The sequence below is a fragment of the Pseudomonas sp. JL27(2026) genome, from assembly GCF_056933555.1.
On the sequence record NZ_CM167794.1, the window covers coordinates 4920237 to 4947075 of the forward strand.

Genomic DNA, 26839 nt, shown 5'->3' on the forward strand with positions numbered 1-26839 from the left:
AACCACCGCAGACTATTGTCCTAATAGACCGCCTGTGAAAAGGCACTCATTGAGTCTCGGTTATGTTTGGCCGAAGGCTTGTGTCATGATGATCCGACCGCAGGTTAGTCGTCCTCTTCCTATATGAATAGATCTTCCGCGTTGCTCCTTGCTTTTGTCTTCCTCAGCGGCTGCCAGGCCTTGGCACCCGTTTCGTCGGACGGTACGCCGCCGGTCGAAGACAGCGCCCCAGCCCCTGAAAAGCCCAAGGTTTATGCCTCCTTCAGTGAAGAAACCATCTTCAGCCTGTTGAGCGCAGAACTGGCCGGCCAGCGCAATCGTTTCGACATTGCCCTGGACAACTACGTGACCCAGGCCATCAACACTCAGGATGCAGGGGTTTCCGAGCGTGCCTTCCGCATCGCCGAATACTTGGGCGCCGACCAGGCTGCGCTGGATACGGCGTTGATCTGGGCCAAAAACGCCCCCACCGACCTCGAGGCCCAACGCGCCGCCGCCGTGCAACTGGCCCGCGCCGGTCGCTACGACGATTCCATGCTCTATATGGAAAAGGTCCTGCAAGGCAAAGGCGACACCCACTTCGACTTTCTGGCACTGTCGGCGGCTGACACCGATCAGGACACGCGCAACGGCCTGATGAAAAGTTTTGACCGTTTGCTGCAGCGTCACCCTAACAACGGCCAACTGATTTTCGGCAAGGCACTCTTGCTCCAACAGGACGGTGACGCCAAGGGCGCACTGACCCTGCTTGAGAAAAACCCTCCGGAAGAAGGCGAAATAGCGCCGATCCTGTTGCGCGCCCGCCTGTTGCAAGGGCTGAACCGTGGCAGCGAAGCCATGCCGTTGCTGGAAAAAAGCATCCGCAAGTACCCGGACGACAAACGCCTGCGCCTGACCTACGCGCGCATGCTGGTCGAACAGGACCGCATGAGCGATGCCAAAGAGCAGTTTTCCAGCCTGGTCCAGCAGTACCCGGAAGACGACGAACTGCGCTACTCCCTGGCACTCGTCTGCCTGGAAGCCAAGGCCTGGAATGAGGCCAAGGGTTACCTGGAAGACCTGATCGCCCGCGAAAGCCATGTCGACTCGGCGCACCTGAACCTGGGTCGCATCGCCGAAGAACGCAACGACCCGCAAGGCGCACTGATCGAGTACGCCCAGGTTGGCCCCGGCAACGACTACCTGCCGGCGCAATTGCGTCAGGCCGACATCCTGATGAACAACGGCCGCACCGCCGAAGCCGAAACACGCCTGGCCAAGCAACGCGACGAGCAACCTGACTACGCGATCCAGCTGTACCTGATACAAGCCGAGACACTGTCGGCCAACAATCAGGGGGATCGCGCCTGGAAGGTCCTTGAACAAGCGTTGCAGCAATACCCCGATGACCTGAACCTTCTCTATACGCGGGCCATGCTGGCGGAAAAGCGCAATGACCTGGCGCAAATGGAGAAAGACCTGCGACTGATCATCAAGCGCGACCCGGACAACGCCATGGCGCTCAACGCCTTGGGCTACACCTTGTCTGACCGCACGACGCGCTACGCTGAAGCCAAGGCTCTGATCGAACAGGCTCACCAGCTGAACCCCGAAGACCCGGCCGTTCTCGACAGCCTCGGCTGGGTGAACTTCCGGATGGGTAACCTCGACGAAGCCGAACGCTTGCTGCGTCAGGCCCTGGAGCGGTTCCCCGATCAGGAAGTCGCTGCGCACCTGGGCGAAGTCCTGTGGGCCAACGGCAAGCAACGCGAAGCCAAGCAAATCTGGGGCAAGTTCCTCAAGGAACAACCCGACAGCCCTACCCTGCGCAGCACCATCAAGCGCCTGACCGGTTCCGAGACTCTTTAAAATCATGTTTTTGCGCCACGTTATCGTTTTCAGCTTTATCGCCCTGCTTGCCGGTTGCGCGGGTTTTGGTGCCCGTGAGTCGGTCGAAGGTCACGGCAACCCCGCACAATGGAGTGAGCACAAGCAGCAACTGGCCAGCCTCGATGGCTGGCAGATCAACGGCAAGGTTGGCATTCGCGCCCCGAAAGATTCGGGCAGCGGTACGTTGTTCTGGCTGCAACGCCAGGATTACTACGATATCCGCCTCTCCGGCCCATTAGGCCGCGGCGCTGCCCGACTGACCGGACGGCCCGGCAAGGTTTCTCTGGAAGTCGCCAACCAGGGCCGCTATGAAGCGTCCACCCCCGAAGGTTTGCTGGAAGAACAACTGGGCTGGAAGCTGCCGGTCTCGCACCTGGTCTGGTGGGTTCGCGGTTTACCCGCCCCCGACAGCAAAAGTCGCTTGAGCCTCGATGCCGACAGTCGCCTGGCCACACTGGAGCAGGATGGCTGGCAGGTCGAGTACCTCAGCTACACCCAACAAAATGGCTACTGGCTACCGGAGCGGATCAAACTGCACGGCACCGACCTTGACGTCACGCTGGTGATCAAGGACTGGCAACCTCGCAAATTGGGGCAATGACATGCCAGCAAATCGCCTGACCCTGCCCTCGCCCGCCAAACTCAATTTGATGCTGCACATCCTCGGGCGCCGTGAAGACGGTTACCACGAGCTGCAAACCCTGTTTCAATTTCTCGACTACGGCGATGAAATCACCTTCGCCGTACGCGATGACGGTGTCATTCGCTTGCACACCGAATTCGAAGGCGTCCCTCACGACAGCAACCTGATCGTCAAAGCCGCCAAAAAACTCCAGGAACAATCCGGCTGCGCACTTGGGATTGATATCTGGATCGAAAAAATTCTGCCCATGGGCGGCGGAATCGGTGGCGGCAGTTCGAATGCGGCCACCACATTGCTGGGGTTGAATTATCTCTGGCAACTGGGTTGGGACGAAGATCGGCTCGCCGCACTGGGCCTGACCCTGGGTGCCGACGTCCCGGTTTTCGTGCGTGGGCACGCCGCATTTGCTGAGGGTGTGGGAGAAAAGCTCACCCCTGTAGACCCGGAAGAACCGTGGTATCTGGTGCTTGTGCCGCAAGTATCTGTAAGTACAGCAGAAATTTTTTCAGATCCGCTGTTGACACGTAACTCTTCTCCCATTAAAGTGCGCCCCGTTCCCAAGGGAAACAGTCGAAATGACTGCTTACCGGTGGTAACAAGGCGTTACCCAGATGTACGTAACGCTTTGAATTTGTTAGGTAAATTTACCGAAGCAAAACTCACCGGAACTGGAAGTTGTGTGTTTGGGGGCTTCCCAAGCAAAGCTGAAGCTGATAAAGTCTCGGCCCTTCTTACAGAGACCCTTACAGGGTTTGTAGCAAAGGGAAGCAACGTTTCGATGTTGCATCGCAAACTACAAAGTCTGCTCTAAAAGGAATCGAGTACTGGGTACTCGTAGCAACAGATACAGGGGCGTCGCCAAGCGGTAAGGCAGCAGGTTTTGATCCTGCCATGCGTTGGTTCGAATCCAGCCGCCCCTGCCATTTTCTAATACTCATCCAGGTTACCCTCAGCCTTCAGGTACTGCGCGTGTCCAAGATGATGGTCTTTACGGGGAACGCTAACCCCGATCTGGCTCGGCGTGTTGTACGTCAGCTGCATATCCCTCTCGGTGACATCTCTGTCGGTAAATTCTCCGACGGCGAAATTACAGCCGAGATCAATGAAAACGTCCGCGGTAAAGATGTCTTCATTATTCAGCCGACTTGCGCTCCGACCAACGATAACCTGATGGAACTCGTCGTGATGGCTGATGCCTTCCGCCGCTCCTCAGCAACTCGTATCACTGCTGTAATTCCTTACTTTGGTTATGCCCGTCAGGATCGCCGTCCGCGTTCCGCACGTGTGGCTATCAGCGCGAAAGTCGTTGCTGACATGCTTACCGTAGTCGGCATCGATCGTGTTCTCACGGTTGATTTGCATGCTGACCAAATCCAGGGTTTCTTCGATATTCCGGTAGATAACATCTACGGCTCCCCAGTACTGGTGGATGACATTGAAGATCAGCGCTTCGAAAACCTGATGATCGTGTCCCCGGACATTGGCGGCGTCGTGCGTGCACGTGCTGTTGCCAAATCCCTGGGCGTGGACCTCGGGATCATCGACAAACGCCGTGAGAAAGCCAATCACTCTGAAGTGATGCATATCATCGGTGATGTCGAAGGGCGTACCTGTATTCTGGTCGACGACATGGTTGATACCGCCGGCACCCTGTGCCACGCGGCTAAAGCCTTGAAAGAGCATGGCGCAGCCAAAGTCTTTGCCTACTGCACACACCCTGTGCTGTCGGGCCGAGCGATCGAAAACATTGAAAATTCCGTGCTGGACGAGCTGGTGGTGACTAACACCATCCCGCTGTCCGCTGCAGCACAAGCCTGTGCACGTATCCGTCAACTGGATATCGCACCGGTAGTTGCCGAAGCGGTTCGCCGCATCAGCAATGAAGAATCGATCAGCGCGATGTTCCGCTAAGGGCCCTGCCCTTTCGCAGACTTCTCGTTGACGAAAAGCGCCCCGCCCCGGCATTCCTGTCGGGGCGGGGCTTTTTTGCCCATATCGCCTTTAGCGCTGGTCGCAAACGCTGGGGCGAATGTGGTTATTTTGGAGATACAACATGAACGAATTTACTCTGAATGCTGAAGTGCGTTCCGACCTGGGGAAAGGTGCGAGCCGCCGCCTGCGTCGTCTCGCAAGCCTGGTTCCAGCTGTAGTTTACGGTGGCGAAAAAGCCCCTGAATCCATCAGCATGCTGGCTAAAGAAGTTGCCAAACTGCTCGAAAACGAAGCGGCTTACAGCCACATCATCGAGCTGAACGTTGGCGGCACCAAGCAAAACGTAATCATCAAAGCTCTGCAACGTCACCCGGCCAAAGGCCACGTGATGCACGCTGACTTCGTACGCGTTGTTGCTGGTCAGAAACTGTCTGCTCACGTTCCTGTGCACTTCATCAACGAAGCTGCTGCAGTGAAAAAAGGCGGCGAAATTTCGCACGTTGTTGCTGAAGTTGAAGTTTCCTGCCTGCCAAAAGACCTGCCTGAATTCATCGAAGTCGACCTGGCTGACGCCGAAATCGGCTCGATCATTCACCTGTCCAACATCAAGGCCCCTAAAGGCGTTGAATTTGTTGCTCTGGCTCACGGTAACGACCTGGCTGTTGCCAACGTTCACGCTCCACGTGTTGCTCCAGCTGCAGAAGGCGCTGCAGAGTAATTCACTCTGTACGCCGGAGTGACTCAGTAACATCGCGGACTGGAACGTAGCGAGAAAGCGGGCGGAACGCGGAGTTTACATCATGGTAAATGAGCATTTTTCGTCCACTTTCGCCGCACACCCCCATTGCCGCGATGTTATCAACCACTCCAAGGAAGGGCCCCTGACGTGACTGCCATCAAACTGATCGTTGGCCTGGGAAATCCAGGCCCCGAATACGAACAGACCCGGCATAACGCAGGGGCCCTTTTTGTTGAGCGCATCGCGCACGCCCAAGGTGTAAACCTTGTGCCTGATCGCAAATATTTCGGCCTGACCGGGCGCTTCTCGCATCAGGGTCAGGATGTTCGCCTGCTGATTCCCACCACCTACATGAACCGTAGCGGCCAGGCCGTAGCGGCACTTGCCGGATTTTTCCGCATCAAGCCGGAAGAGATCCTGGTGGCGCATGACGAACTCGACTTGCCTCCCGGCGTTGCCAAACTCAAACAGGGCGGCGGGCATGGCGGTCACAACGGGTTGCGCGACATCATTGCGCAACTGGGCAACCAGAATACCTTTCACCGCCTGCGGCTCGGCATTGGCCACCCAGGCGTTGCCAGTATGGTTTCAAACTTTGTCCTGGGTCGTGCGCCACGCGCCGAACAGGAAAAACTCGATGCCAGCATCGATTTTGCCCTCGGCGTGCTGCCGGATATCTTCGCCGGTGAATGGAACCGCGCGATGAAAAACCTGCACAGCCAGAAGGCCTGACTCTTACCCGAGGGGAAACACCATGGGATTCAATTGCGGCATCGTCGGCCTGCCTAACGTCGGTAAGTCCACCCTGTTCAACGCCCTGACCAAATCCGGTATCGCGGCCGAAAACTTCCCCTTCTGCACCATCGAACCGAACACCGGTATCGTGCCGATGCCGGACAAGCGTCTGGACGCCCTGGCAGCCATCGTCAATCCAAAGCGCATCCTGCCGACCACCATGGAATTCGTCGACATCGCAGGCCTGGTTGCCGGCGCTTCGAAAGGTGAAGGCCTGGGTAACAAGTTCCTGGCCAACATCCGTGAAACCGATGCCATCGCCCACGTGGTCCGCTGCTTCGAAGACGAAAACGTGATTCACGTCTCCAACAGCGTCGACCCGAAACGCGACATCGAGATCATTGACCTCGAACTGATCTTCGCCGACCTCGACAGCTGCGAGAAGCAACTGCAGAAAGTCGCTCGCAACGCCAAGGGTGGCGACAAGGATGCGGTCGTTCAGAAAGCCCTGCTGGAGCAGTTGATTGCTCACTTCACCCTCGGCAAGCCTGCGCGCAGCCTGATGAAAAGCATGAGCACCGACGAAAAAGCGGTGATTCGTGGCTTCCACCTGCTGACCACCAAACCGGTCATGTACATCGCCAACGTGGCTGAAGACGGTTTCGAAAACAACCCGCTGCTCGACGTGGTCATGGCCATCGCCGAAGAAGAAGGCGCAATGGTTGTTCCGGTCTGCAACAAGATCGAAGCGGAAATCGCCGAGCTTGAAGACGGCGAAGAGAAAGACATGTTCCTTGAGGCCCTGGGCCTGGAAGAGCCTGGCCTGAACCGCGTAATCCGCGCCGGCTACGAAATGCTGCACCTGCAGACCTACTTCACCGCCGGTGTTGAAGAAGTCCGCGCCTGGACCGTCCGCGTCGGTGCCACCGCACCACAAGCCGCTGGCGTGATCCACACCGACTTCGAAAAAGGCTTCATCCGCGCCGAAGTGATCGCCTACAACGACTTCATCCAGTTCAAGGGTGAAGCCGGTGCCAAGGAAGCCGGTAAATGGCGCCTGGAAGGCAAGGAATACATCGTCAAAGACGGCGACGTGATGCACTTCCGCTTTAACGTGTAACGCTAATCCTCCTGTCTCAGGCGGACTGAAAAGCCCGCCACCACTCTCTGCAGGTCAGAGGGATGGTGGCGGGCTTTTCTGCGTTTGGTGCGCTCGACTGGCAACGCCCTACTTTTTTAGAAGTACGTCGTAGCCCCCGCAAAGAACGCCCGACCAGGCACATAGAAGGTCGTCGAGCCATCGCGCAGATCTTCATCCAAGACGTTCTGTACGCCCGCATTCAACGTCAGCCATTTGGTCACGGCCAGATTTGCGGTCAGGTCATAGGTGGTGTACGACTTGACGAAATCGGTGCCAACGCCACGTTGTTTACCCACGTGTTGCGCCGAGACTTCGGTGTTCAACTGGTCCGTAACCTGCCAGTTGATCGCGCTGAATGCGGACAGCTTTGGCGCGCTGATCAGGTCTTCACCCGTGGACAGGTTTTTGCTTTCAAGCATGTAAGTGGCGTTGGTGCGCCAGTCCACGGAGTCCGTCAGCGGTACGCGAACCGAACCTTCCCAACCACGGGTGCGCGCCTTTTCGACGTTTTCCAGCATGGTCCACCAGCGGCCCTGGTAGAAACCCAACGGCGCGTACTCGATCTTGTCCTCGAAATCAGTATGGAAGTAGGTCAGGCCTGCCTCCCAACCGTCACGATCGAAGGACACGCCCACTTCTTTGTTGACGCTGGTTTCCGGGGCCAGGTTCGGGTTACCAGCCATCCAGCAACTGCCCGTGGTGTAGCCCAGAGGTCGCAGCGAGCCACAACCGCGACCACCGGATTCAGTCGCCGCACCTGCGCTGCCTTCTTTCAGACTCGGCGCACGGAAGCCTTTGGACACACCGCCACGCACCGTCCAGTCTGGATGCGGATGGTAGACCAGATACGCGCGCGGGCTGTTGTGGTTGCCATACTCCTCGCTGTGGTCGAAGCGGTTGCCCAGGGTCAGGGTCAGGTTGTCGAGCAGGAACAGTTCATCCTCGATAAAGGCTGCCGAGTAATCCCCTTTCAGCGTGGCGCCGCTCACAGGAGCCCCCTGGTAGTCCACCGGTACGGTGCCTAGCGTATCGCTGTTGGTCAGCTCTTCGCGCTTCCACTGCCCGCCCACTGTCAGGCGCTGATTGAGCAAGAACTCAAACGGAATGTTAAGGCTGCCTTCGACGATTTTTTCTTCCGAGTTGGCCTTGCCCCAATCGATATCGTTCTTGAATTTGTTCAGGTACATGTCCACTTTCGAGCTACCGAAACTCCAGTCCCCGGTGTGGGAAAGGGTGTAGCTGTCGCGGATCAGACGCCCGGCACCGAATTTGGCACCGATCGTTTCGCCCCAGTCGCCGAAGGTCTTTTTGCTCGACCAGGACCGCTCAACGCCGTGCACGGCTTCAAACGATAAACTCTGCTCGTCGTTGATACGCCAGTCGAGCAACGCGTTGAGGCTTTGATCCTTGGAGCCGCCCGCGCCGTCGCCATACATGAACTCGCCCATCTTGTCGCGACGAGCATCGACTTCATCGGCCGCGCGACGCGTCAGATTCGCCCCCAGGCGCAGGCCCAGGGAATCGGTCAGCGGTCCGGACAGGTTGAGGCTGGTCTGGGTGGTCTGGCCACGGTCGGAGTCTTCAGGAATGGTGGTGTTGACGTTGGCCGAACCACTCCAGGTTTTCGACACTTTGCGCGTGATGATGTTGATCACCCCGCCCATGGCATCCGAGCCATACAGCGAAGACATCGGGCCCCGCACGATCTCGATGCGCTCGATCATGCTCGGCGCGATCCAGTTAAGGTCCTGGCGACCCAGGTCGCGGCGATAGCTCAAGTCCGATGAGCTACCGATGCGTTTGCCATCGACCAGGATCAGGGTGTACTTGTCGTCGAGGCCCCGCAGCTTGATCTTCGATTGCTCGCCCACCGGGCCGAAGCCGCCGGTGACACCGGGAATGCGCCGCAACAAGGTGTTGAGGTCATACACCGGCTGACGTTCGATTTCTTCGCGGGAGATAACACTGACACTGGCCGGTGCATCTCGAAGGTCGGTCGCACCGCCAGTGGCGGTGACAAACGAGGTGTCGAGTTCGGTCACGTTATGTTTATCGACCTCACCAACCTCCTCTGCTTGCAACGCCGGGGCCGCTAGTAGTACGCCGGCGGTAAGAAAAAGAGAGTTGAAAAGGCAGGGGGTGTACTTCATCACAAACCGTCCTTGTTGAGCCAACATGCACCTTTACGGGGCACTGAAGGTGACGGAGTGTAATGCAAATCAATATCATTCAGAAAAGCATTAAATCCAAATTTGTCAAAATAATTCATTCGCCACGTTAAAAAGAATCCTGCCGCACGGGCTCAAGCCCACGGATCACGGGCCTGCGCAATCCATTGAAGCGTTGAGCAAAAAAAACAGCGCCCAAGAAAAAGCCGCGTCTGCGCGCGGCTGTTTCCTGAATGAAATACGCGTGGGAGCGCGCAGGTTCACTCCCACATTGCTTTTGTATCAGGTCAGGCCTTTTGGGTGCGCGGCAGGAAAATCGCCAGAATCCCCAGCAAAGGCAGGAACGAGCACAGCAGGTACACGTACTCGATACCGTGAATGTCCGCTAGGTGCCCCAGCAACGCGGCGCCAATCCCACCGAAACCAAACATCAGGCCGAAGAAGATCCCGGCGATCATTCCGACGTTGCCCGGCACCAGTTCCTGCGCATACACCACGATGGCCGAGAACGCCGAGGCCAGGATAAAACCGATGACCACACTGAGGACACTGGTCCAGAACAAATCGACGTGAGGCAAGAGCAAGGTGAACGGCGCAACGCCGAGGATCGAGAACCAGATCACCGCCTTACGCCCGATCCTGTCGCCAATCGGCCCACCGAAGAAGGTCCCCGCCGCTACGGCCCCCAGGAACAGGAACAAATGCAGCTGTGAACTGGCCACCGACAGGTCGAATTTCTCGATCAGGTAGAAGGTGAAGTAACTGGTGAGGCTGGACATGTAGAAGTACTTGGAGAATACCAGCAAACCAAGCACCACCAGCGCACTGGTCACCCTGCCCTTCGACAGCCCGTGAGTCGCCGCCTGGCCTTGTTTGAGCTTGAACAGGTTCAAGTGATGGGCGTACCAGCGACTGATGCCATACAGCAGCACCAGCGCAAACACCGCGAACAGGCCGAACCAGGCAACGTTACCCTGACCAAACGGAATAATGATGGCCGCCGCCAGCAATGGCCCGAAAGCTGAACCGGCATTACCGCCCACCTGGAACGTCGACTGCGCCAAGCCAAACCGCCCGCCCGAAGCCAACCGCGCCACGCGAGAGGCTTCGGGGTGAAAGGTCGAGGAGCCGACCCCGATCAGCCCCGCCGCCAGCAAAATCATCGGGAAGCTGCCAACCACCGACATCATCAAAATGCCAATCAGTGTGCAAACGGTCCCGGCCGGCAATAGCCATGGCTTGGGATGACGATCGGTGTGGTAACCGACCCACGGCTGCAACAGCGATGCGGTGAGCTGAAAGGTCAGCGTGATCAGGCCGACCTGGGTGAAGGTCAGGCCGTAGTTGGTCTTGAGCATCGGGTAGATCGACGGCAACACCGACTGAATGAGGTCGTTGATCAAATGCGCCAGCGCTACCGCACCGATGATGCGCATGACCAAGGGGCTGCTTTGCGAAGCAGCGGACGCCGGCGTGGCGGCGGACTGAACATTACTGATTGCCATGAGAGTTTCCATACAACGGATGGGAGCGCAGTGCAGGTGCGTCAATGTGCCATTTTTCAGTACGGCAGCGCCATCCCCTTAGCCTGCTAACGACTTGTTATCCGTCGAGACCGGTTAGTAGCGCAAAGCCATGGTCTGAATCTTGCCTTGTCCCTCCACTTCAACGCGGGCCCTTACCAAGGGCACCGAGAATGGGAAGTTTCACCCCAGCCCTGGCCGATACCGCCGGTGGCCGTGAACTTTCGAGGCCTTTTTTTTGCGGGCACAGGTTTCGGCCATCGCGCCGTCACCGCACGCCAACGGTGCGTGTTGCTCAGGGGAGTTGTCGGGCATGCAGGCGTTTTTATCACCAGGGATCAGACTGCTTGGGCGTTTTGGTTTTGCGCGTAAGTTCCAGTTGTTGTTTCTGCTGTTTATCCTGCCACTGGCGGGAAGCTTGTGGATGATTGGCCAGGATTATCGCGACAAACTCAGCCTGATTACCGGCGAGCGTGCCGGGGTGAGCCAGTTGTTGGCCCTCGACACCCTGGACAATCTGCTCGCCGCCCAACGTGATCGCGCCGCCCGCTGGCGCGCCACCGAAACCAATCGTCAGCCCACACCGGCGACGCTTGCCGCCATGGCTGCCTTCGACGCGGTTTCGCCCGCGCTCAGCCAGGCCGCCATCGACCTGGGCAGCACGCTGCAAGCAGAAGGCGCCGAAGCGCAAACCCTCAGCCGCTATCAAGCCCTGCAAGCCGCGCTCGCGGGCCTGGACTCCAAAAGCCTGAGCAGCGTGGGTTGGTGGCCCGATGGCTATGAGCGCTTCACCGCCGCCCTCAGCGCGTTGCAAGCGTTGCGCGAGCAGATCGTCATGGACAATCGCCTGACCCTCGCGCCCTGGCTGGAAACCTACTTGCTCACGCAGATCGCCACCCAACACACGCCCGACCTGATTGAGCGCGTGGGCCGGCTGGCCAGTGTCGGCCAGGCGTCCGTGGTGTCCGGCCAGTTCACCCTGCAAAGCCGCCTGCAACTGCGCGACCTGCGAAGCCGCATCGGCGACGCCCGCGAGCAACTCATCAAGACCGGCAGCCTGCTCGAAGCCCGTTTGCCCAGCGAATTACAGGCATGGGCTGCGCACTATCAGGACAGCCTCAAGCGCCTCGACAGCGGCTTGAAAGTGCTCGACGACGGTGTGTTCGGCGGCAACATCAACCTCAAGCCGGAAGACTTCGAACGCAGCCTCGACGCCCTGCTCGGCGACTTTGCCTCACTGCGCCAGCAATCCCTGAGCGCGCTGGACCAACGACTCGATCACTATCATGGCTCCGCGATTCATCAGCTTATCGTCGTGGCGACTGTCTTCGGTTGCCTGCTGCTGGCGGCGCTGTACTTGTTCATCTGTTTGCAGGCCTCGATCCGCCGCAGCGCCAGCGGCATCACCTTGCTCGCCGAAGCCCTGCGCGACGGTAACCTGAGCCTGCAAGTGCCGGTGCAGGGGCGTGACGAGCTGGCGGCCATCAGCACCGCGCTCAACGTCGCCGTGGTGCAATTGCGCGCCAGCCTGCTGGGGGTCGATCACGAAACCCTGCAACTGAGCGACGCAGTGCGCACCCTCAATACTCATTCCAGCGGTGCGCTGGGCGAAGTCGAAGCCCAGCAGTTGCAGATCAGCCAGATCGCCGCTGCCGCCACGCAACTGGCCGCGACATCTCAAGGGGTTGCCCAGAGTTGCGAGCAGGCTTCCGGCAGCGCTCAGCACACCCAACGCATCGCTGCCGACAGCAGTCGTGACAGCCAGCGCACCACCGCGAGCATTCAACAGCTCAATCAGCGCCTGAACGACACGGCAGCCGCGCTGGGTCGCGTCAGCGAACAAGGCCAGCAGATTCAACTGGTGGTCGATACGATTCGCGGGGTCGCCGAGCAGACCAACCTGCTGGCGCTCAACGCCGCCATCGAAGCTGCGCGGGCGGGCGAACAGGGTCGCGGTTTTGCGGTGGTGGCCGACGAGGTGCGCAGCCTGTCGCAACGTACCCAGTCGTCCACCGCACAGATTGCCGGTACGGTCGACAGCCTGCGCAACACGGTCAACGAGGCGGTGAACCTGATGGAAGCCGCGTGCGGTCAGGCGCAAAGTGACGCGCAAGCGGTGACCGGGCTGGGCGAACGCCTGGGGGAAATTGCCACCGCGGTACAGAGCGTCACCGACACACTGGCGCAAATCGCCACGGCGGTAGAAGAGCAGGCCTGCACGGCCGACGAGGTCAGCGGCAACATTCAACAGGTCGATCAGGCCGCCGTACGCCTGCTGGAAGGCGCACGGGCCGTGAACCTGGCGGCAGACACACTGAGCCAGGGCAGCAAGGCCTTGAGCGCAAATACCGGGAGGTTTCAGCTCAATTAATGCCCGCGCCACGCCGGTTTTTTCGGCTCAGGTCGATAAGCGGTTGAAAGCGTAGAGAAATATTTTAGATTTATGCTTGACACATCTTCATTCCAAGCCAATAATGCGCGCCACTTGGCTACATAGCTCAGTTGGTTAGAGCATAGCATTCATAATGCTGGGGTCCGGGGTTCAAGTCCCTGTGTAGCCACCAAGTACCTGTTTACAGATGTCTCCACGAGTCTCTAAACAACCTCAAGAAGCCCGCCTAGTGCGGGCTTTCTTGTTTCTGGCTATCTCTCCTTGTATCCCCCTATACCTTCCCTCCGTGTATCCCCCTGTGTATCCTCGACAAATAATTGAACCAAGGGGATACAAGCCCAAATGAAGCGATCCGAGATAAAACGCCGCCCCCTTTCCGATACCGCATTGTCCGGCCTGGAGCCTGATGCCAACGAGTATCGCGAGCTGGACGGGAGCGGCCTTTATTTCCGCGTGAAGCCTGATGGCCAAAAGTCCTGGCAGCTTCGCTACAAGAAGCCCGACGGCAAATGGTCGTGGCTTGGGCTTGGCGGCTACCCCGAGGTGAGCGGATCGGTTGCCAGACAGAAAGCTGCCGAATTGCGCGCCGACGCCGCCGACGGCAAAAACCCGATCGTAACCAAACAAGCCCGCAAAAAAGCAGAGAGGGATATCGCCGGCGAGACATTCGAGCCGCTGGCGCGAGAGTGGTACGCCTCACGTCTCACCAACTGGGACGCTGGGACGGCCAAGCGAATCATCGGCGCCCTGGAACGTCACGTCTTCCCGGTGTTCGGCAAGCGCCCCTATGCCGATATCACTCCGCTTGAGTGGATGGAGTTTCTGCGCGGCATGGAGCAGCAGGGAATCCTTGAGCAAATGAGCCGGGTGCGCTCGTACTGCCGAGACGCCTACGACTTGGCCAGGGTAACTGGCCGGGCAACCCACAACCCGCTTGAGGGACTGCAAAAATACCTCCAGTCCGGTAAGGCCGAGAACTATGCTCACGTCTCATCCGATGAGCTACCCGGCCTGATCCGTGCCATTGCTGCTTATCCACACGCCCACGATGTGCGCCTCGGCCTGCGCCTGCTGAGTTTGTTCGCCGTGCGCCCCAGTGAGTTACGCGAGGCAAAGTGGTCGGAGTTCGATTTCGTCAAGAAGGTCTGGACGATCCCCGTCGAGCGCAAAGGCCGTAAAAAAGGCCTTGAACACCTGGTGCCGCTTTCCTCTCAGGCGATCGAGGCGCTGGAGGAGCTGCGCCAATACACCGGCAGCTATCCCCTTCTGTTCCCTGGCCGCAGTGACCACACCAAACCACGGAGCGACACCGTGTTTCTGATGGCTCTGCGCCGGATGGGCTACGAGGGACGGCAAACCGGTCACGGCTTTCGACATATCGCGTCGACGGTGCTCAACGAGAACGGCTTTGACGAGAACCACGTCGAGGCCCAGCTTTCACACAAAAAGCCTGGCGTTGCCGGCATCTACAACAAGGCCCAATACCTGCCGCAGCGCACGAAGATGATGCAATGGTATGCGAACTACCTCGACGGGCTTGCCGGTGGCGTCGTCATCCAAGGCGACTTTGGCAAGCGTGCTTGACCTGGCGCTTCCCTCTTACTTGCAGACAGATATAGACTGAAAGCCATTACTGTTCGGATAGCCAGTATCCGGACACGCAGCGTTTTGGCCAGCCTATCCTGACGGGGCGAAAAGCGGACACCCATCCGCCCGACTGGTCGATTTCTCGTTACCGGCCGCCGGGGAGGCGATTATTGTGGATACAAATAAAGAGTTTGATCCTTTTACGGACACGGCGCCGCTCGATCCCATATATCGACTGCGCGGCATGCAAGCGCGCGCCAAGCTAGTGCTTCAGGAACGATCAGAAATTGAGATGAGAGTGGCCGCCTCAACTATCGAGTGGCTCACCAGCGAATATTTCTACACAGCGAAAGAATCCTGGATTACCCATCAAGTAGAGACTGGTGGTTCGATACTCCGGCATCTCCGCTACGAGGATCGGACGGAATATGGACTGAGAGAGCTGGTCGATCACAACCCTGACATCATTTCTGATGAGTTCGATTTTCCGACTGAGGAAAACACTAGCCCTCTTGAAGCCTTGGATGAAAGTCTAAAAGGTGTCGACCTTGATGACGAGAATTTCCCTGACGCAAAACCCTACGAATACTTCGCCGTTTTAGCATTGATCCTCATCGGGCAGGCGATCCTGTCATTCCAGGACGATGAGTGGTGGCCGCCCGTCCTGAAAGAAGACTTACCTATGACGTGCCTTAGCTCCATTGCTAACAATGCAGTAGACATCATGGAGGTTGTTTGTAGAGCGGAGCAGTATCAGGACGAACACGACATGCGTAAGAGAATCAAGTTTTTTCTGCAAGACAATGAAAAAAGCCCCCCCGAGCAGGTAGATGAACTGGTGAGGAAAAAGGTTTCTCTCGCCGCGAGTCTCGCAGCAAATGCTCGACATAGAGAAACAAGCGAGAGCAGGTCAGCAGCTCTACTGTGTTGGGATACCACCGGATCAAACTTCAGCAGCCGAACAGCCTTCGCCCGGAATAAACACAAAGATTATGGAGTTACCGAGAGAACGCTTTATGGGTGGGTCACGGCGCACGTGCGTTTAAAGACCTGACTGAGCGACTACCATCTGCGCGCATACAGTACGGTATACGCGCTAACTGTACAGTCTGCGCGCATACGGATCTGTCGAGCCCGCTGCCGCTCCATCAACCTGTTTCCCGTCTAGATCAATATCGGGAAACGTACAATGCACACCATCCACGCAGCACATCAGCCTTCTACCTCGGCAGCGCAGAACTTCGACCCGGCAATCACCCTGATCCGTATGCCGGACCTCGAAGCCATCACCGGCCTCGCCCGCCCCACCGTCTATAAACGTCTCAAAGACGATCCGACCTTCCCCCGCCCTGTGCCGCTGAGCAACAGCAAGTCGCGCGGCTCGCCAGTTGGCTTTGTACTGGCCGAGGTCCACGCCTGGGTGCGCCAACGCATCGCATTGCGAGGGGAGGCGGCCTAAATGACCGACCAAAAAAAAGGCCAACCCATTAAGGCCAGCCCGGAAAAATCTCACGCCGATAGTACCACCAGCAGCACCGGGAAAGCGCCGACAAAGATCAGCCGCGTCCTGGCCTATATGCTTCAGGATCGCAGCCTCAACCGCTTCGAAGCTGAGCGCCTGGGTGACCACTGCCTTCACAGCACAATCAGCAGCCTGACCCACAGTTACGGCTTGAAGTTCGCCCGCCAGTCCGAGCGCGTGCCAAATCACTGGGGGCTGCCTTGCCTTGTGACCCGGTACAGTTTGCCGGCCAGCGAATACAAGCGCGCCCTCAACATCCTGGCTATGCTCAAAGGGCCCGGGGCGTCTCGCCGTCAGGTGGCCGCATGAACGCCTCGCTCATGATCGGCGATGAACGGTCGATAACTTTTCTTGCCAGTAGTCACGCCCGCCGGTATGGTTCTCCCCGTCACATTGCTGACAACGACCTTGGCGGGTCGAATGATTTCAGGCGCAACAGCGCCCCCATTACGATTGCAGGCGCTTTTTTTGTGTCCGCATTCTCGCGTTATGGCGGGTTGCGCAGGAGCACCCTCGGGTGCGCCGGGTTCCTGAATCACCGGTCCGCCAATCTTGCGCAATTCGCCACCCTTCTCTGCTTGGCGGCAGGCCGTGGTGGCTCTCATGATTCGGGAGCTTCACCTATGAAACACGCCCTCATTCTGTCCACAATTCGCGCCTTTGCTCACCGGCGCATGGCTTTGAGCGCCCTCCGCGCAAACTCGTCCCTCTCCGTTCGCCTCACTCGCTACAACGCCCACATGGCCATCGTTCGCACCCTGGAAGCTCAAGGCGGTGCGCAATGACCCAGACCAGCGCCAACATCGCCGATGATGCCCTCGACCTGCTTCGCGCCACCCACGAACGCATCAACCACATGCGGGCGCTGTTCAACTCCATCATCAAAGACCTGAAGCACGGCAAGTCGCAGGACATTGAGGAACTGGCGAACCTCGGTGGCTTCCTGGGTTACGACTGGGCGAACTACGTCGATTGCGAGGTCGAGAAGATGCAGAAAGCTGTGGATTCCGCAGAGGTGGCGAAATGAGTTCTGGAAACTGGCACAACCTGCTGCCAAACCACGAATCCATTTTCAAAATGTCGGCCGAGAAACTACAGGAGACGGAGAAAGCATCGGACCGCTACCTATCCGTTTTGGCCCATGGCATTTCTGGCATTGGCAATCTCCTCGCTTGTTCTGCCTCGAATGGCGAAACAGGCCTCAGTGAAACAGCGGTAACAGACATCGGCTGGATGCTGGAAAGCCTCGGAACGCTGATTAGCAACTTGTCCGACACCGGTGCCGCGGCCGCGCATCGACGAAACGAAATAACGCCGGAAGTCTAAACATGAAAATTCAAAACGACGCGCCAGCGTCGACGGGATCGGCTTGCCCAAAGAAAGCCACCGAGCTGTTTTATTTGGTCCACCCAAAGGTGCCCAAGGCATTGCTGGGCCCATTCCTGGGCGAGGCCGACGCCGAGTGCGGCCGCGTAGTTATGCGTAGTCCTGACGCCCAAGTGACGGCCTGCCTGGTCGACTCAATCGACGAGCTGACCTATTGGCATGCGGTGAACAACGGCCGGGTTTGTCGAGCCTTCGCCGGGAGCGCCAACCGTGGGTAACGTGATTCCTTTCGAGCTCGGCGCCATCACCGTGCGCGACGATGTGCCGCCGCATATGGACGACTACGGTCGGATTTTGTTGATCGGCGCATTCAGCGATCTGGTGCAACTGCGTGACAGCGCGGCGAACGAGTACAGCCACAAAGAGGCCGACGCGATCGTTAAACAGATCGGCCGCGTGTTGGCGCGATACGAACCGGAGGGCGCCGCATGAGGGGCACTCCAAAGCTCACCATCGTCGGTGATGATCCGCTTCACAGTCTCGTACTTCCCAGGCTGGATGGAGTGAGACGGTCCGCAACAGATAACTACATGGCCAAATGTCCTGCGCACCAGGACAAGTCACCATCGTTAAGCGTGGCGTCCGGCGTTGACGGTCGCGTGCTGATTCATTGCTTCGGCGGCTGCTCGACCTCTGATGTTCTCGCCGCAGTCGGCCTTGAGCTTAAGGACTTGTTTGCCGGGAATCTGAGCGACACGGCACGACTCGACTACAGGCGAAAGTCTCTGGAGAGCGCCCGCAATCAGGCACGGCTGATCCAGACTATTGCCGCCGCTCAGCTAGACCGCGGAGAGGCGCTCAGCGCCATTGATCTGGAGCAGTTACAAACTGCCGTAGGACGAGAGCGAGAGATCAATGATCAGCTCGCAGAGCTCGACGTTGACCGGACAGTGAGAGTTGCTCCCGACAGGCCATGCTGGGCCGTTTACGAACATTGGGTGACCAACGAGAAAGGTCGCAAGCTGCGCCCGGGCGTCTACTGGCATGGCTTCAAACGCACGGCCGCCGACCAGGACGACGCCGAGGGCGATACCGGCGACCGTCCCATCACCGATGAGTGGATCTCCAGCCCCGTCACAGTCGTGGCCCGCACCACCAACAGTGACGATGGCAGCGAGGGCCGCCTGCTGCGCCTGATCACCGAGGGCGGCATCAAGGAATGGATCATCGCCATGGAGGTGTTCGGCGGCAGCGGCGAGGACGCCCGGCGTGCCTTGTTCGGCATGGGCGTCATTATCGCCCTGAAGAAACGCGGCACCTTCATGGAGTACCTGCTCGACCAGCACCCAGCCGAGGTGTTCGCCACCACCAGCCGGCCGGGCTGGCATGAGTCGGGGGCGTTCGTGCTGCCCGGGCGGACGATTGGCAGTGACAAAGTGCGGTACCAGGCCAGCAACAAAGCTCAGGTTCTTTTCAGCCGCCGCGGCGAGCTGGCGCTATGGCAAACGGAAGTAGCCGCAAAGTGCGCCGGTAACCCGGTATTGACACTGGCGATCGGCTGCTCGCTGGCCGGCCCGCTGTTGAGCCTGGTCGGCGTGCTGGGTGGCGGCGTTCACCTGGTGGGAGACAGCTCGAGCGGCAAATCACTGGCTCAACTGATCGGCTCGTCGGTGTGGGGTGACCCGGGCGTGTTCGCCGCCAGTTGGGACATGACCAAGGGCGGACTGGAGATCGAGGCGTCGAGCCGCAATGACACCATCCTGCCGCTGGACGAGATCAAGCGCGCCGATCCGAAGCGCGTACAGGAAATGGCCTACTCGCTCGCCAACGGTCAGGGCAAAGGCACTATGACCCGCGAGCGTGAAGGCCGCGCCAAGTTGAGCTGGCGCCTGCTGACCCTCTCCAGTGGCGAGCGCTCGCTCTCCGAACACGCCGCCATATCCGGCAATGCCGCCCACGCTGGCGCAGAGTTGCGCATGGTCGACGTGAACGCCGGCACCCGCACGCATCGAGCCTTTGACGAATTGCACGGGCTTGAGGGCGCGGACTTCCACCGGCAGCTCACCGTGGCCGTTGGTGCCCACCATGGCCACCTCGGGCCTGCGTTCGTCGAGAAGCTGCTCGCCAGTGATGACCGCGCCGGGTTGCTCGAAGACTTCGCCGGCGTACGCGCCAGCTTTGTGGAGGACAACGCCCAGGCCGGGCGCGTAGCCGATCGGTTCGCCGTTATTGCGCTGGCGGGCGAGATGGCCATCGCCTACAGCCTGCTGCCGTGGAAACCGGGCACCGCCCTCGCCGACTGCCGCTTGCTCTATGGCGAATGGCTGAGCCGGGTGGGCAGCGGGAATGCTGAAGACCGGCAGATCCTCGCCGGCATTCTCGACTTCATCGATCGCCATGGCAGTAGCCGCTTTTCCGATGTCGATGACGTGACGCCTGACACCAAGGTATTCAATCGCGCCGGCTATTGGGAACTGACGGGCAATAACCGCCTGTACCTGTTCAACAAGCCGGCACTGATCGAGGCCGCCCACGGCTACGGCCTGTCTCGCATCATCAAAGCGCTGGAGGGGGCAAACGTACTCGCCCGCCGCGACAACGAACGCAAAACCAAAAACTACCGGCTCCCTGGTGGTGGTCAGGCGCGCCTGTACGTGGTCGATCCCGAGGCAATGGACCGCGAAGGGGGTGGCGCATGAACGGCACCAACACATCACCGACCCGGATTGCCCGAGTTCACAGGAACCTAGAATCACTGGCAACAGTGGCAACACCGGCAACGGCCTTGTGGGACGTGGCTTGCAGCCGTTGCCACCCTATAAAAAGAGTGGCAACAACTGGCAACGCACACCTCATTTTCAACATAAGAGACCAGCTCAACCCCTTAGTTTGGTTATCACTGTTGCCGGTAAAAATCCGGTGGCAACAATTTGGAAGCATCGGCAACACCTGGGGCCCACGGTTTACGGGGCTGTTGCCATTGTTGCCGCTGTTGCCGGTGTTTTTGAATTCACAGGCACATTGGATTACGAGTAATCAGGGCGAGAGGGCGTTATGAGCCTCCTGTCCGCCCTGCTCGATCACATGCCGCCGGCCATTGCTGGAACCGACTCCGCAAAAGTGTGGAGTCGACCACCAGCACGCCTGGCACTGGTCAACCGCGTCGAGCGTGCTGCCCAGTTCATCACCGGCCCCCATGCCAGCGCCGCCACTGCCACACCTGAGTGGCGACAGGCCCGCGACCGGTACCTCAACCACATCATGGTTTGCCGTTCCTGCTACGCGCCCACCGGCCGCCACTGCTCGGCTGGCGCGGACCTGCGCGCCGCTTACGACTCAACGCCCATGGAGAAAGCCCAATGAGCACAAGCCTCGTCATTGCCCTGGTCGACATCGCCAGGAAGCCCGGCGCCAGCATGAGCACCAGTCTGATCACCACCCGACGGATCTGCCGCGCCTTCGGTGCGCGGCTTGATTCGATCCGCGACGAGCGCCGGGCCATTCGCCGCAAGGCCGGCAAGTTGCGCCAATACCTGCCATTCACCGCCAGCACCATCGCCGAGCTCGAACAGCAGGCCGCGGACCACCGCCGTGTGGAATCGGACGACCTCCGCACAGTGCTCGTCGGGTTCGGGCGCTCGCTGGTGCTGGATACCGAGGGGCTGGCCAACGGGCTTGGCTTCGATCGGCTGTGCGACCTACTGGCGATCAACACCGTGGAGCGCGAGACGGCGCGTAAGGAAGGCTTGGCCAGCCTGGCTGATCTGGTGTTCGCCTATGCACTTGAGGACAGCGCCGCCCGCCGCGGCCAGAAATGGAACGACGCACCGCTGTTCAACGCCTGCCGCCTCGCGACCGCGAACTTCATCAGGGAATGCCCCGAGCACCTGCTGCCCGACCCGTTCGCACCTGGTGCGCCATTCGGCCCAAAGCTGCCGCCCGACCTGCGCCTCGTCGGCAAATGACCCTATCGGTACGCGACACGTTTTGCGAATAACGAAAACGTGTCGCGACATTGAGCAATAGCACCAGTCACCAGCCCATCAATGGCGCCAAGGCGTCGAAGGAGGAAACACATGTCACACCACATACGCTTCGCCGAAGCGTGCAAGACCACGGATTTCACTACTGCCCCCGGGACAATCGGCGGGTATGTCGTGTGGAACGTTCAACGCGTGCGGGATGGGGAAAGGGTTGATATCGAGGGGCCTTTCTTCACTGAGGACGAGGCCCGGATCTCGGCCGAACTCATGCGCATCGAATACCGCGGCGCACGGGCTTACCAGTCGACGCACTGCTAGGCCTGGAATCCCGAAGTGAACCGCGAGATCGCGATCCGAGACGATGCTATGGCCGCCCGAATGATCCTGGCTGCTCAGCTCGGTATGGAAATTCCTAAACACAGCGCACAAGGCGCACAAGGGTAAATCATGGCAATGGCTACCAATTACGGCGGTAAAACTCGAGTTCTGCTCGGCGGCTCAGCAGCAAAGCTGTTCGGGCGTGAGCACTTTTTCGAACTGTCGACCGGTGATGTGCGCGAAGCGGTAAAAGCAATCGATGTAAACCATCCGGGCTTCGCAAGATATCTCGCAACCGCGAAGCAGATGGGGCTTGAGTTCGCGATTTTTCGAAACCGTAGGAACATTAACGATAAGGAACTGGCGCTGGGAGGAGCGAAGGAAATACGCATTGTGCCGGTGGTTTGCGGCAGCAAGCGCGCAGGGCTCTTGCAGACCGTCATTGGTGTCGCGTTGATTATCGCCAGTCCGTTTACCAACGGAGCGACACTCGCCCCAGGCATTGCCATGGTTGCCGGCGGCGTTATCCAGATGCTCAGCCCACAAGCTACTGGACTGAAGCAAAGCGGCGCCCCCGAAAATATGCCGAGCTACGCCTTCGGCAGCGCGCGAAACACCACCGCATCCGGAAACCCGGTCCCTCTCTGCATCGGTGAGCGCCGCTGGGGCGGTGCGATCATTAGCTGCGGCATATACGCAGAGGACCAGGTATGAAGGCCTCGCAATACGACCAAATCAGAACCGTTAAGCTCTATGGACAGTTGCGCCAATTTGGGAAGTCTTACCAGCTCGCCGTGCGCACCCCTGCCGAGGCCATCAAAGCGCTTTGTGTCCAGCTGCCTGGCTTCGAGCGCTTTCTATCGAATGCGAAATCAAGAGGCCTTGAGTTCGCGGTGTTTCTGGGAAAAAAGAACATCGGGGAGAGCGAGCTCAAGATGCATGGCGATGGCGACATTGTGATCGCGCCGGTAATCGTCGGGAGCAAGCGTGCTGGTGTGTTGCAGACGGTCGTAGGCGCGCTGCTAATTGCCGCCTCCTTCCTCTCGCTTTGGGCACCGCCGGTATCTGCTGCCCTCTTTGCAACAGGTGTGGGAATGGTCGCAGGTGGTGTCATCCAAATGCTTAGCCCCCAGGCCGGCGGTCTGAAGACCAGCGCCGTCCCTGAAAACACCCCTGGCTATGCTTTTGGCAGTGCTAGGAACACCACCGCCTCTGGCAACCCGGTCCCGCTCTGTTTCGTCAAGCGTCGGGTGGGCGGGGCGATCATCAGTGCGGCAATTTATGCTGAGGACCAGATGTAGAGCAATTGACTATGGCCGCTCTCCGGGCGGCCGTTTCATACCCGTAGACAGATCAATTGACTCAGCTTTTCAGTGCTATTGAGGCCGTCTGCACAACTCTTCCCTTATTTGTTGCACTAGCGCCATGGCCCTCTCCGCCTCATCCTGAGCGAAGTACGTGTTATCGGACTTCAGTTCACTTATAGGCATGACCTTTTGGTGCATAAGCTCCCTTCGCACCGTCCGTAGCCGCTTTACTTTGGCCAAAAGGGTTGGATCATTTATCCCGAGCGATTTCAACTTTCCCTCGTAGATGTCCCCATCTTTATATCTCTTGCCAAGCGCTTCAGTACCCACGGCACACAACATGGCTTCAAGGAAGCTACAGCTGAAGGAGATTGATATAAGCGCCTGCTTGAAAGACTTCATTTCAGGATCGTAGCGAAATATGCTTCCACCTCCGTCCTTCGGGGTTGTTAGCTCGTCAGCCAACCTTCGAGACTCCTCCAGGGCAGTGATGGCAATCTCCAAAAAAACTCTCTGATTCGATACCACGCCAGTCATATTCATACCCTATTGGCTCCCAGTAACGTTCGCCCTTTCAATGCCAGGTTTTCACGTCGACCAGATGTTAAGTTTTGCTAAGTCGCTAGCGCTGACCAGTTCGGTTGATAACCACGTTGGTAACCACCAAAAGTAACCACTCCGCCCGGTTACCAATATCTGACGGCCCATCTGATGTGCAACTCTTACGCGAACGACCAGCCGGCCAGGGGAAAGCGCGCCTGGCCATCGAGAATAAGCTGGCGCGAGGCAACTTTGATGATTTTTGCAGTCCCTACAAAGAAGCTGGTGGCTGCTAATTTCTGAGTGGCTGATCTATCAGCCAGTAATGGCCAGCCGGGATGCCTTTTACTAATCAAACGCTGGAATGATGGCTCGGGAAATGCATTTACAACCCTCCTCCCGACCAGGCATCGTAAGCTTGCCATTCAGACGCATTCCTTTGGCGATCTCATATCGCTTGCCGTCGGCAGCTTTATGCGCCGCGTCCTGACGAATATCATTCGCGGAAGGTTTTTTAGGGTTAATTTGGCATGGCGCGCCACTGTAGGACCAAACAGCATATTTAATGCCGAGAGATATTTTCTGGTCGCGATTCATGAGCGCTGAAGCCTTGTTGTTTAAGCTGAGAGCTATCTCGCCGGCCCTCCGTTTCGTCATGCGAGGCAATTCGAGTTCCATGATGGAATTAAATAACGTTGCTAGATCTCGCCCACTAGACACTGAACGCAGAGCAGCATCATAAATTTTCTCGAAATGAGACTCATCGAACTCACTTATTTGTTTGATGTTGCTTCTAAGGTCGACTTTAACCGCCTCGGTTATCCGCTCAGGATCAAATTTAACCGTTGAAATTGCATAACCGGTTCGTCCCTCAGCAGCGGAAGCCCCTGCAGTCTTTGCCCCTCTACCGCCTCTGATCACTGACATTAATTTCGAGAAAATTGACATGAGACATCAGCCTTTTTTATCGGATGCGGCTTTGCGCAAGCCAGCGTGAATTAACAATCTGCCGAAGAGCCTAGCCGTTACTGGCTTTCATTGAGCGTTTTTCTGTGTGATACCGTTCGGCGAATGTCAGGTTTTGTCAGGTTTCCGCGCCGATCAGATGTTAGGTCTTATTAGGTAGTCGGAGGATATCCAGGTCGGCTGGTATCCACTCCGGTATCCACGGTTTGATGCTGCTCCGGCGCGGATACCCTCGGTAGTGACCATGTGCTGTGACCACCACCGGTGACCACTTCCCCCTGGTCACTGACGCATCAAATGCCCCTTTGCGAAAACTACCCCATGGAAGGCCCGCGTCAAGTCCCTATCGGCGTGTTTTCGCGCAGTGTTTCGCGCACGTCCGTCGCGCATCTGGTCAATGCGCGAAGCCATCTCGCACTGGGGTTTCACGCAGACCTTCACGCAGTGCTGTCGCGCACTTGTGCTCTGCGTGAATACTTGGCCGTTTTGGCCGTGGTACGCAGCCAGGTACGCACGATTGGTACGCATTGGCGGGTGCGTACCGACCAAGTTCGCACCCGAGGTTCGCACTTCTAGTTCGCACCTTCCTACGCGATGCTGGCGCGAACCTGGCTGGCGGTTACCAGCGCGACCACCAGACCATGCGGTTGCCAAGCGCGAGGTTTCCACTGTGGTTTCCACCAAAAGCAGGTGTTTTGACTGGCAACTCTGTCATTCGCGAAACCAAACACACGGAGGAGGCGCAACGAGTCTGCTGCCACCATTTGCGAAACACCCCATGCAATCGACAATTTACTCAGTCGAACTGAATGGTTATGTCGATTCTTTATGGTGTTGGACGTGCGTAGGCGTTCATGGGGTGCTATAGCTAAGGCAAACAGGGCAATCTATGCGCGTCGTTCACAGCTGCTCCGCCATTCACCGGAGATATCGATACCGCTGGGCGGAACCTGTGGATAGACCCCTTGACTAACGTATAGGCCGGCTGATAATTCGCGACCACTTGTACGCAGGACCACCCCCCAAGGACTGGGGAAGAGAGGTAACACGTGATTTTCAGTGAACAGAAAGTAGCGCAAATCGCGGCTTTCTTCTTGGCCCGTGCCGAAGGTTCGCTGCCCAATCTGAAGCTCATCAAGCTGATGTACTTGGCTGATAGAGAGTCGATGAGTAGGTTTGATGTCCCAATGTCAGAGGACCGAGCAGTTTCGATGCCTCATGGCCCCGTTTTGTCTGCGACCTTGAATTTGATCAAAGGTAAGCGGGAATCGAAGGAGTGGAGCTCCTGGATTTCTCCGCCGGCTGATAATGAAGTGAAACTGTCCAGAGAGTTACAAAACTTTGATGACCTTGATGAATTGAGCCGATCTGACTTTTTGGTTCTTGACTCCGTTTGGCATCAATTTGGACACATGAGCAAATACCAGCTTCGGGACTACACTCATAAATACATCCCCGAATGGCACGACCCGCACGGTACGTCGGTAGATATTGATCCAAAATCTACCTTCATAGCTCTTGGGGTTGGTGAGGATCTTGCTGAAATCAAAGCACAGGATCTTCGAGAACGCCGTGCTCTCGCTAGGAAAATATCTGAGTATATTTAATGCCAGGGACAATACTTCAGAAAGGAACGTTATTAATCCCCACAGGCGGCGCTGATCACTTACACATAGTGATCAACGATCCAGTTTTTTGCCCATTTCAGAACGATAACGTCGTGTTATTGGTGAACATCTCATCTGTCTATCAGGGTAAATACGCCGATTCAACATGTATCCTTTCGATGGGTTCACACCGCTTTGTTAGACACGATAGCTGGGTCGTTTACCGTGACTCTGTAATTAGGCGAGCGGATGCGCTGGAGACAGACTTAGCGCTAAACCAAATCAGATCACACGATCCATTCTCCGCTTCTGAATTCCTGCGAATTCGGCAAGGATTCGATTCTTCTCCAGACGTTAAAACAAAGGTCATTCGCTTCCTGAAACAGCACGGCTTGTAGCTTTCCCACTCTTCCCTGCCGTTTAAGTAAGCTCATCATCAGCATCTCACTTTGACCACGCTTTGACGGAATATAAGACAGGCATGAGACGAACCCCGCACCTGGTCGGCGTCTGAGGCTTTATACATGCGGGGGCCGTCAAA

29 protein-coding genes and 2 tRNA genes are annotated in these 26839 nt (G+C 57.9%); 27 read left to right on the forward strand and 4 right to left on the reverse strand.

Annotated features, from left to right (window positions below):
* Window positions 1–123: 123 nt before the first annotated feature.
* The 8 genes from AC1Z1G_RS22350 (at window position 124) to ychF (ending at window position 7038) form a co-directional block, all read left to right on the forward strand.
* Window positions 124–1848, forward strand: coding sequence for a tetratricopeptide repeat protein (locus AC1Z1G_RS22350; protein ID WP_483622500.1), 1725 nt, complete (start codon window positions 124–126; stop codon window positions 1846–1848).
* Between the two features lie 4 nt (window positions 1849–1852).
* Entirely contained in the window at window positions 1853–2470 is a 618-nt protein-coding gene (gene lolB / locus AC1Z1G_RS22355) for a lipoprotein insertase outer membrane protein LolB (protein ID WP_483622501.1), read from the forward strand.
* Between the two features lies 1 nt (window position 2471).
* Window positions 2472–3323, forward strand: coding sequence for a 4-(cytidine 5'-diphospho)-2-C-methyl-D-erythritol kinase (gene ispE / locus AC1Z1G_RS22360; RefSeq protein ID WP_483622502.1), 852 nt, complete (start codon window positions 2472–2474; stop codon window positions 3321–3323).
* A gap of 37 nt (window positions 3324–3360) precedes the next feature.
* Window positions 3361–3435, forward strand: a tRNA-Gln gene (locus tag AC1Z1G_RS22365).
* A 46-nt stretch (window positions 3436–3481) separates the two neighbouring features.
* Complete coding sequence (locus AC1Z1G_RS22370) at window positions 3482–4423, forward strand: ribose-phosphate pyrophosphokinase (RefSeq protein ID WP_003171603.1); 942 nt, start codon at window positions 3482–3484, stop codon at window positions 4421–4423.
* A 142-nt stretch (window positions 4424–4565) separates the two neighbouring features.
* Window positions 4566–5162, forward strand: coding sequence for a 50S ribosomal protein L25/general stress protein Ctc (locus AC1Z1G_RS22375; protein ID WP_145019846.1), 597 nt, complete (start codon window positions 4566–4568; stop codon window positions 5160–5162).
* Window positions 5163–5330: 168 nt separating this feature from the next.
* Window positions 5331–5915 carry an aminoacyl-tRNA hydrolase gene (gene pth, locus AC1Z1G_RS22380; RefSeq protein WP_483622503.1) on the forward strand — a complete coding sequence of 195 codons (585 nt, stop codon included), beginning with the start codon at window positions 5331–5333 and terminating at the stop codon, window positions 5913–5915.
* A gap of 22 nt (window positions 5916–5937) precedes the next feature.
* Window positions 5938–7038, forward strand: a complete 1101-nt coding sequence (gene ychF / locus AC1Z1G_RS22385) for a redox-regulated ATPase YchF (RefSeq protein ID WP_483622504.1) — start codon at window positions 5938–5940, stop codon at window positions 7036–7038.
* A gap of 116 nt (window positions 7039–7154) precedes the next feature.
* On the opposite strand, the gene AC1Z1G_RS22390 is transcribed toward ychF, so the two are convergent.
* On the reverse strand, window positions 7155–9209 hold the full coding sequence (locus tag AC1Z1G_RS22390) for a TonB-dependent receptor domain-containing protein (protein ID WP_483622505.1): 2055 nt from the start codon (window positions 9207–9209) through the stop codon (window positions 7155–7157).
* A 305-nt stretch (window positions 9210–9514) separates the two neighbouring features.
* Complete coding sequence (locus AC1Z1G_RS22395; protein ID WP_483622506.1) at window positions 9515–10732, reverse strand: MFS transporter; 1218 nt, start codon at window positions 10730–10732, stop codon at window positions 9515–9517.
* Between the two features lie 331 nt (window positions 10733–11063).
* On the opposite strand from AC1Z1G_RS22395, the gene AC1Z1G_RS22400 reads away from it, so the two are divergent.
* The 18 genes from AC1Z1G_RS22400 to AC1Z1G_RS22485 all read left to right on the forward strand — a co-directional run bounded on the left by AC1Z1G_RS22400 (window position 11064) and on the right by AC1Z1G_RS22485 (window position 23179).
* Window positions 11064–13121, forward strand: coding sequence for a methyl-accepting chemotaxis protein (locus AC1Z1G_RS22400; protein ID WP_483622507.1), 2058 nt, complete (start codon window positions 11064–11066; stop codon window positions 13119–13121).
* A gap of 116 nt (window positions 13122–13237) precedes the next feature.
* A tRNA-Met gene (locus AC1Z1G_RS22405) sits at window positions 13238–13314 on the forward strand.
* Window positions 13315–13484: 170 nt separating this feature from the next.
* On the forward strand, window positions 13485–14726 hold the full coding sequence (locus tag AC1Z1G_RS22410; protein WP_483622508.1) for a tyrosine-type recombinase/integrase: 1242 nt from the start codon (window positions 13485–13487) through the stop codon (window positions 14724–14726).
* Between the two features lie 175 nt (window positions 14727–14901).
* A complete protein-coding gene (locus AC1Z1G_RS22415; RefSeq protein ID WP_483622509.1) occupies window positions 14902–15783 on the forward strand; it encodes a hypothetical protein in 882 nt (293 codons plus the stop codon).
* Window positions 15784–15918: 135 nt separating this feature from the next.
* A complete protein-coding gene (locus AC1Z1G_RS22420; RefSeq protein WP_483622510.1) occupies window positions 15919–16188 on the forward strand; it encodes a helix-turn-helix transcriptional regulator in 270 nt (89 codons plus the stop codon).
* Complete coding sequence (locus tag AC1Z1G_RS22425; RefSeq protein WP_483622511.1) at window positions 16189–16560, forward strand: hypothetical protein; 372 nt, start codon at window positions 16189–16191, stop codon at window positions 16558–16560.
* Entirely contained in the window at window positions 16557–17036 is a 480-nt protein-coding gene (locus AC1Z1G_RS22430) for a hypothetical protein (RefSeq protein WP_483628013.1), read from the forward strand. The genes AC1Z1G_RS22425 and AC1Z1G_RS22430 overlap by 4 nt, the downstream gene beginning before the upstream one ends.
* A complete protein-coding gene (locus AC1Z1G_RS22435; protein WP_483622512.1) occupies window positions 17033–17278 on the forward strand; it encodes a hypothetical protein in 246 nt (81 codons plus the stop codon). The genes AC1Z1G_RS22430 and AC1Z1G_RS22435 overlap by 4 nt, the downstream gene beginning before the upstream one ends.
* Complete coding sequence (locus AC1Z1G_RS22440) at window positions 17275–17577, forward strand: hypothetical protein (RefSeq protein WP_483622513.1); 303 nt, start codon at window positions 17275–17277, stop codon at window positions 17575–17577. Before AC1Z1G_RS22435 ends, AC1Z1G_RS22440 begins: the two co-directional genes overlap by 4 nt.
* A gap of 2 nt (window positions 17578–17579) precedes the next feature.
* Window positions 17580–17855, forward strand: a complete 276-nt coding sequence (locus AC1Z1G_RS22445; protein ID WP_483622514.1) for a hypothetical protein — start codon at window positions 17580–17582, stop codon at window positions 17853–17855.
* Window positions 17848–18069, forward strand: a complete 222-nt coding sequence (locus tag AC1Z1G_RS22450; RefSeq protein ID WP_483622515.1) for a hypothetical protein — start codon at window positions 17848–17850, stop codon at window positions 18067–18069. Before AC1Z1G_RS22445 ends, AC1Z1G_RS22450 begins: the two co-directional genes overlap by 8 nt.
* Window positions 18066–20276, forward strand: a complete 2211-nt coding sequence (locus AC1Z1G_RS22455) for a DUF927 domain-containing protein (RefSeq protein WP_483622516.1) — start codon at window positions 18066–18068, stop codon at window positions 20274–20276. Before AC1Z1G_RS22450 ends, AC1Z1G_RS22455 begins: the two co-directional genes overlap by 4 nt.
* Complete coding sequence (locus tag AC1Z1G_RS22460) at window positions 20273–20635, forward strand: hypothetical protein (RefSeq protein WP_483622517.1); 363 nt, start codon at window positions 20273–20275, stop codon at window positions 20633–20635. Before AC1Z1G_RS22455 ends, AC1Z1G_RS22460 begins: the two co-directional genes overlap by 4 nt.
* Window positions 20632–20940 carry a hypothetical protein gene (locus AC1Z1G_RS22465; protein WP_483622518.1) on the forward strand — a complete coding sequence of 103 codons (309 nt, stop codon included), beginning with the start codon at window positions 20632–20634 and terminating at the stop codon, window positions 20938–20940. The genes AC1Z1G_RS22460 and AC1Z1G_RS22465 overlap by 4 nt, the downstream gene beginning before the upstream one ends.
* Entirely contained in the window at window positions 20937–21542 is a 606-nt protein-coding gene (locus tag AC1Z1G_RS22470; RefSeq protein WP_483622519.1) for a hypothetical protein, read from the forward strand. The genes AC1Z1G_RS22465 and AC1Z1G_RS22470 overlap by 4 nt, the downstream gene beginning before the upstream one ends.
* Window positions 21543–21653: 111 nt before the next feature.
* A complete protein-coding gene (locus AC1Z1G_RS22475) occupies window positions 21654–21878 on the forward strand; it encodes a hypothetical protein (RefSeq protein WP_483622520.1) in 225 nt (74 codons plus the stop codon).
* 129 nt (window positions 21879–22007) lie between these two features.
* On the forward strand, window positions 22008–22592 hold the full coding sequence (locus AC1Z1G_RS22480; protein ID WP_483622521.1) for a tail assembly protein: 585 nt from the start codon (window positions 22008–22010) through the stop codon (window positions 22590–22592).
* Entirely contained in the window at window positions 22589–23179 is a 591-nt protein-coding gene (locus AC1Z1G_RS22485) for a tail assembly protein (RefSeq protein ID WP_483622522.1), read from the forward strand. The genes AC1Z1G_RS22480 and AC1Z1G_RS22485 overlap by 4 nt, the downstream gene beginning before the upstream one ends.
* 75 nt (window positions 23180–23254) lie before the next feature.
* Here AC1Z1G_RS22485 and AC1Z1G_RS22490 read toward each other — a convergent pair whose 3' ends face one another.
* Both AC1Z1G_RS22490 and AC1Z1G_RS22495 read right to left on the reverse strand, forming a co-directional pair.
* Window positions 23255–23728 (reverse strand): hypothetical protein, encoded by a 474-nt coding sequence (locus tag AC1Z1G_RS22490; RefSeq protein ID WP_483622523.1) that lies wholly within the window; start codon window positions 23726–23728, stop codon window positions 23255–23257.
* Between the two features lie 345 nt (window positions 23729–24073).
* Window positions 24074–24673 (reverse strand): hypothetical protein, encoded by a 600-nt coding sequence (locus AC1Z1G_RS22495; RefSeq protein WP_483622524.1) that lies wholly within the window; start codon window positions 24671–24673, stop codon window positions 24074–24076.
* Window positions 24674–25740: 1067 nt separating this feature from the next.
* On the opposite strand from AC1Z1G_RS22495, the gene AC1Z1G_RS22500 reads away from it, so the two are divergent.
* Entirely contained in the window at window positions 25741–26298 is a 558-nt protein-coding gene (locus AC1Z1G_RS22500; protein ID WP_483622525.1) for a Panacea domain-containing protein, read from the forward strand.
* Window positions 26299–26839 lie beyond the last annotated feature (541 nt).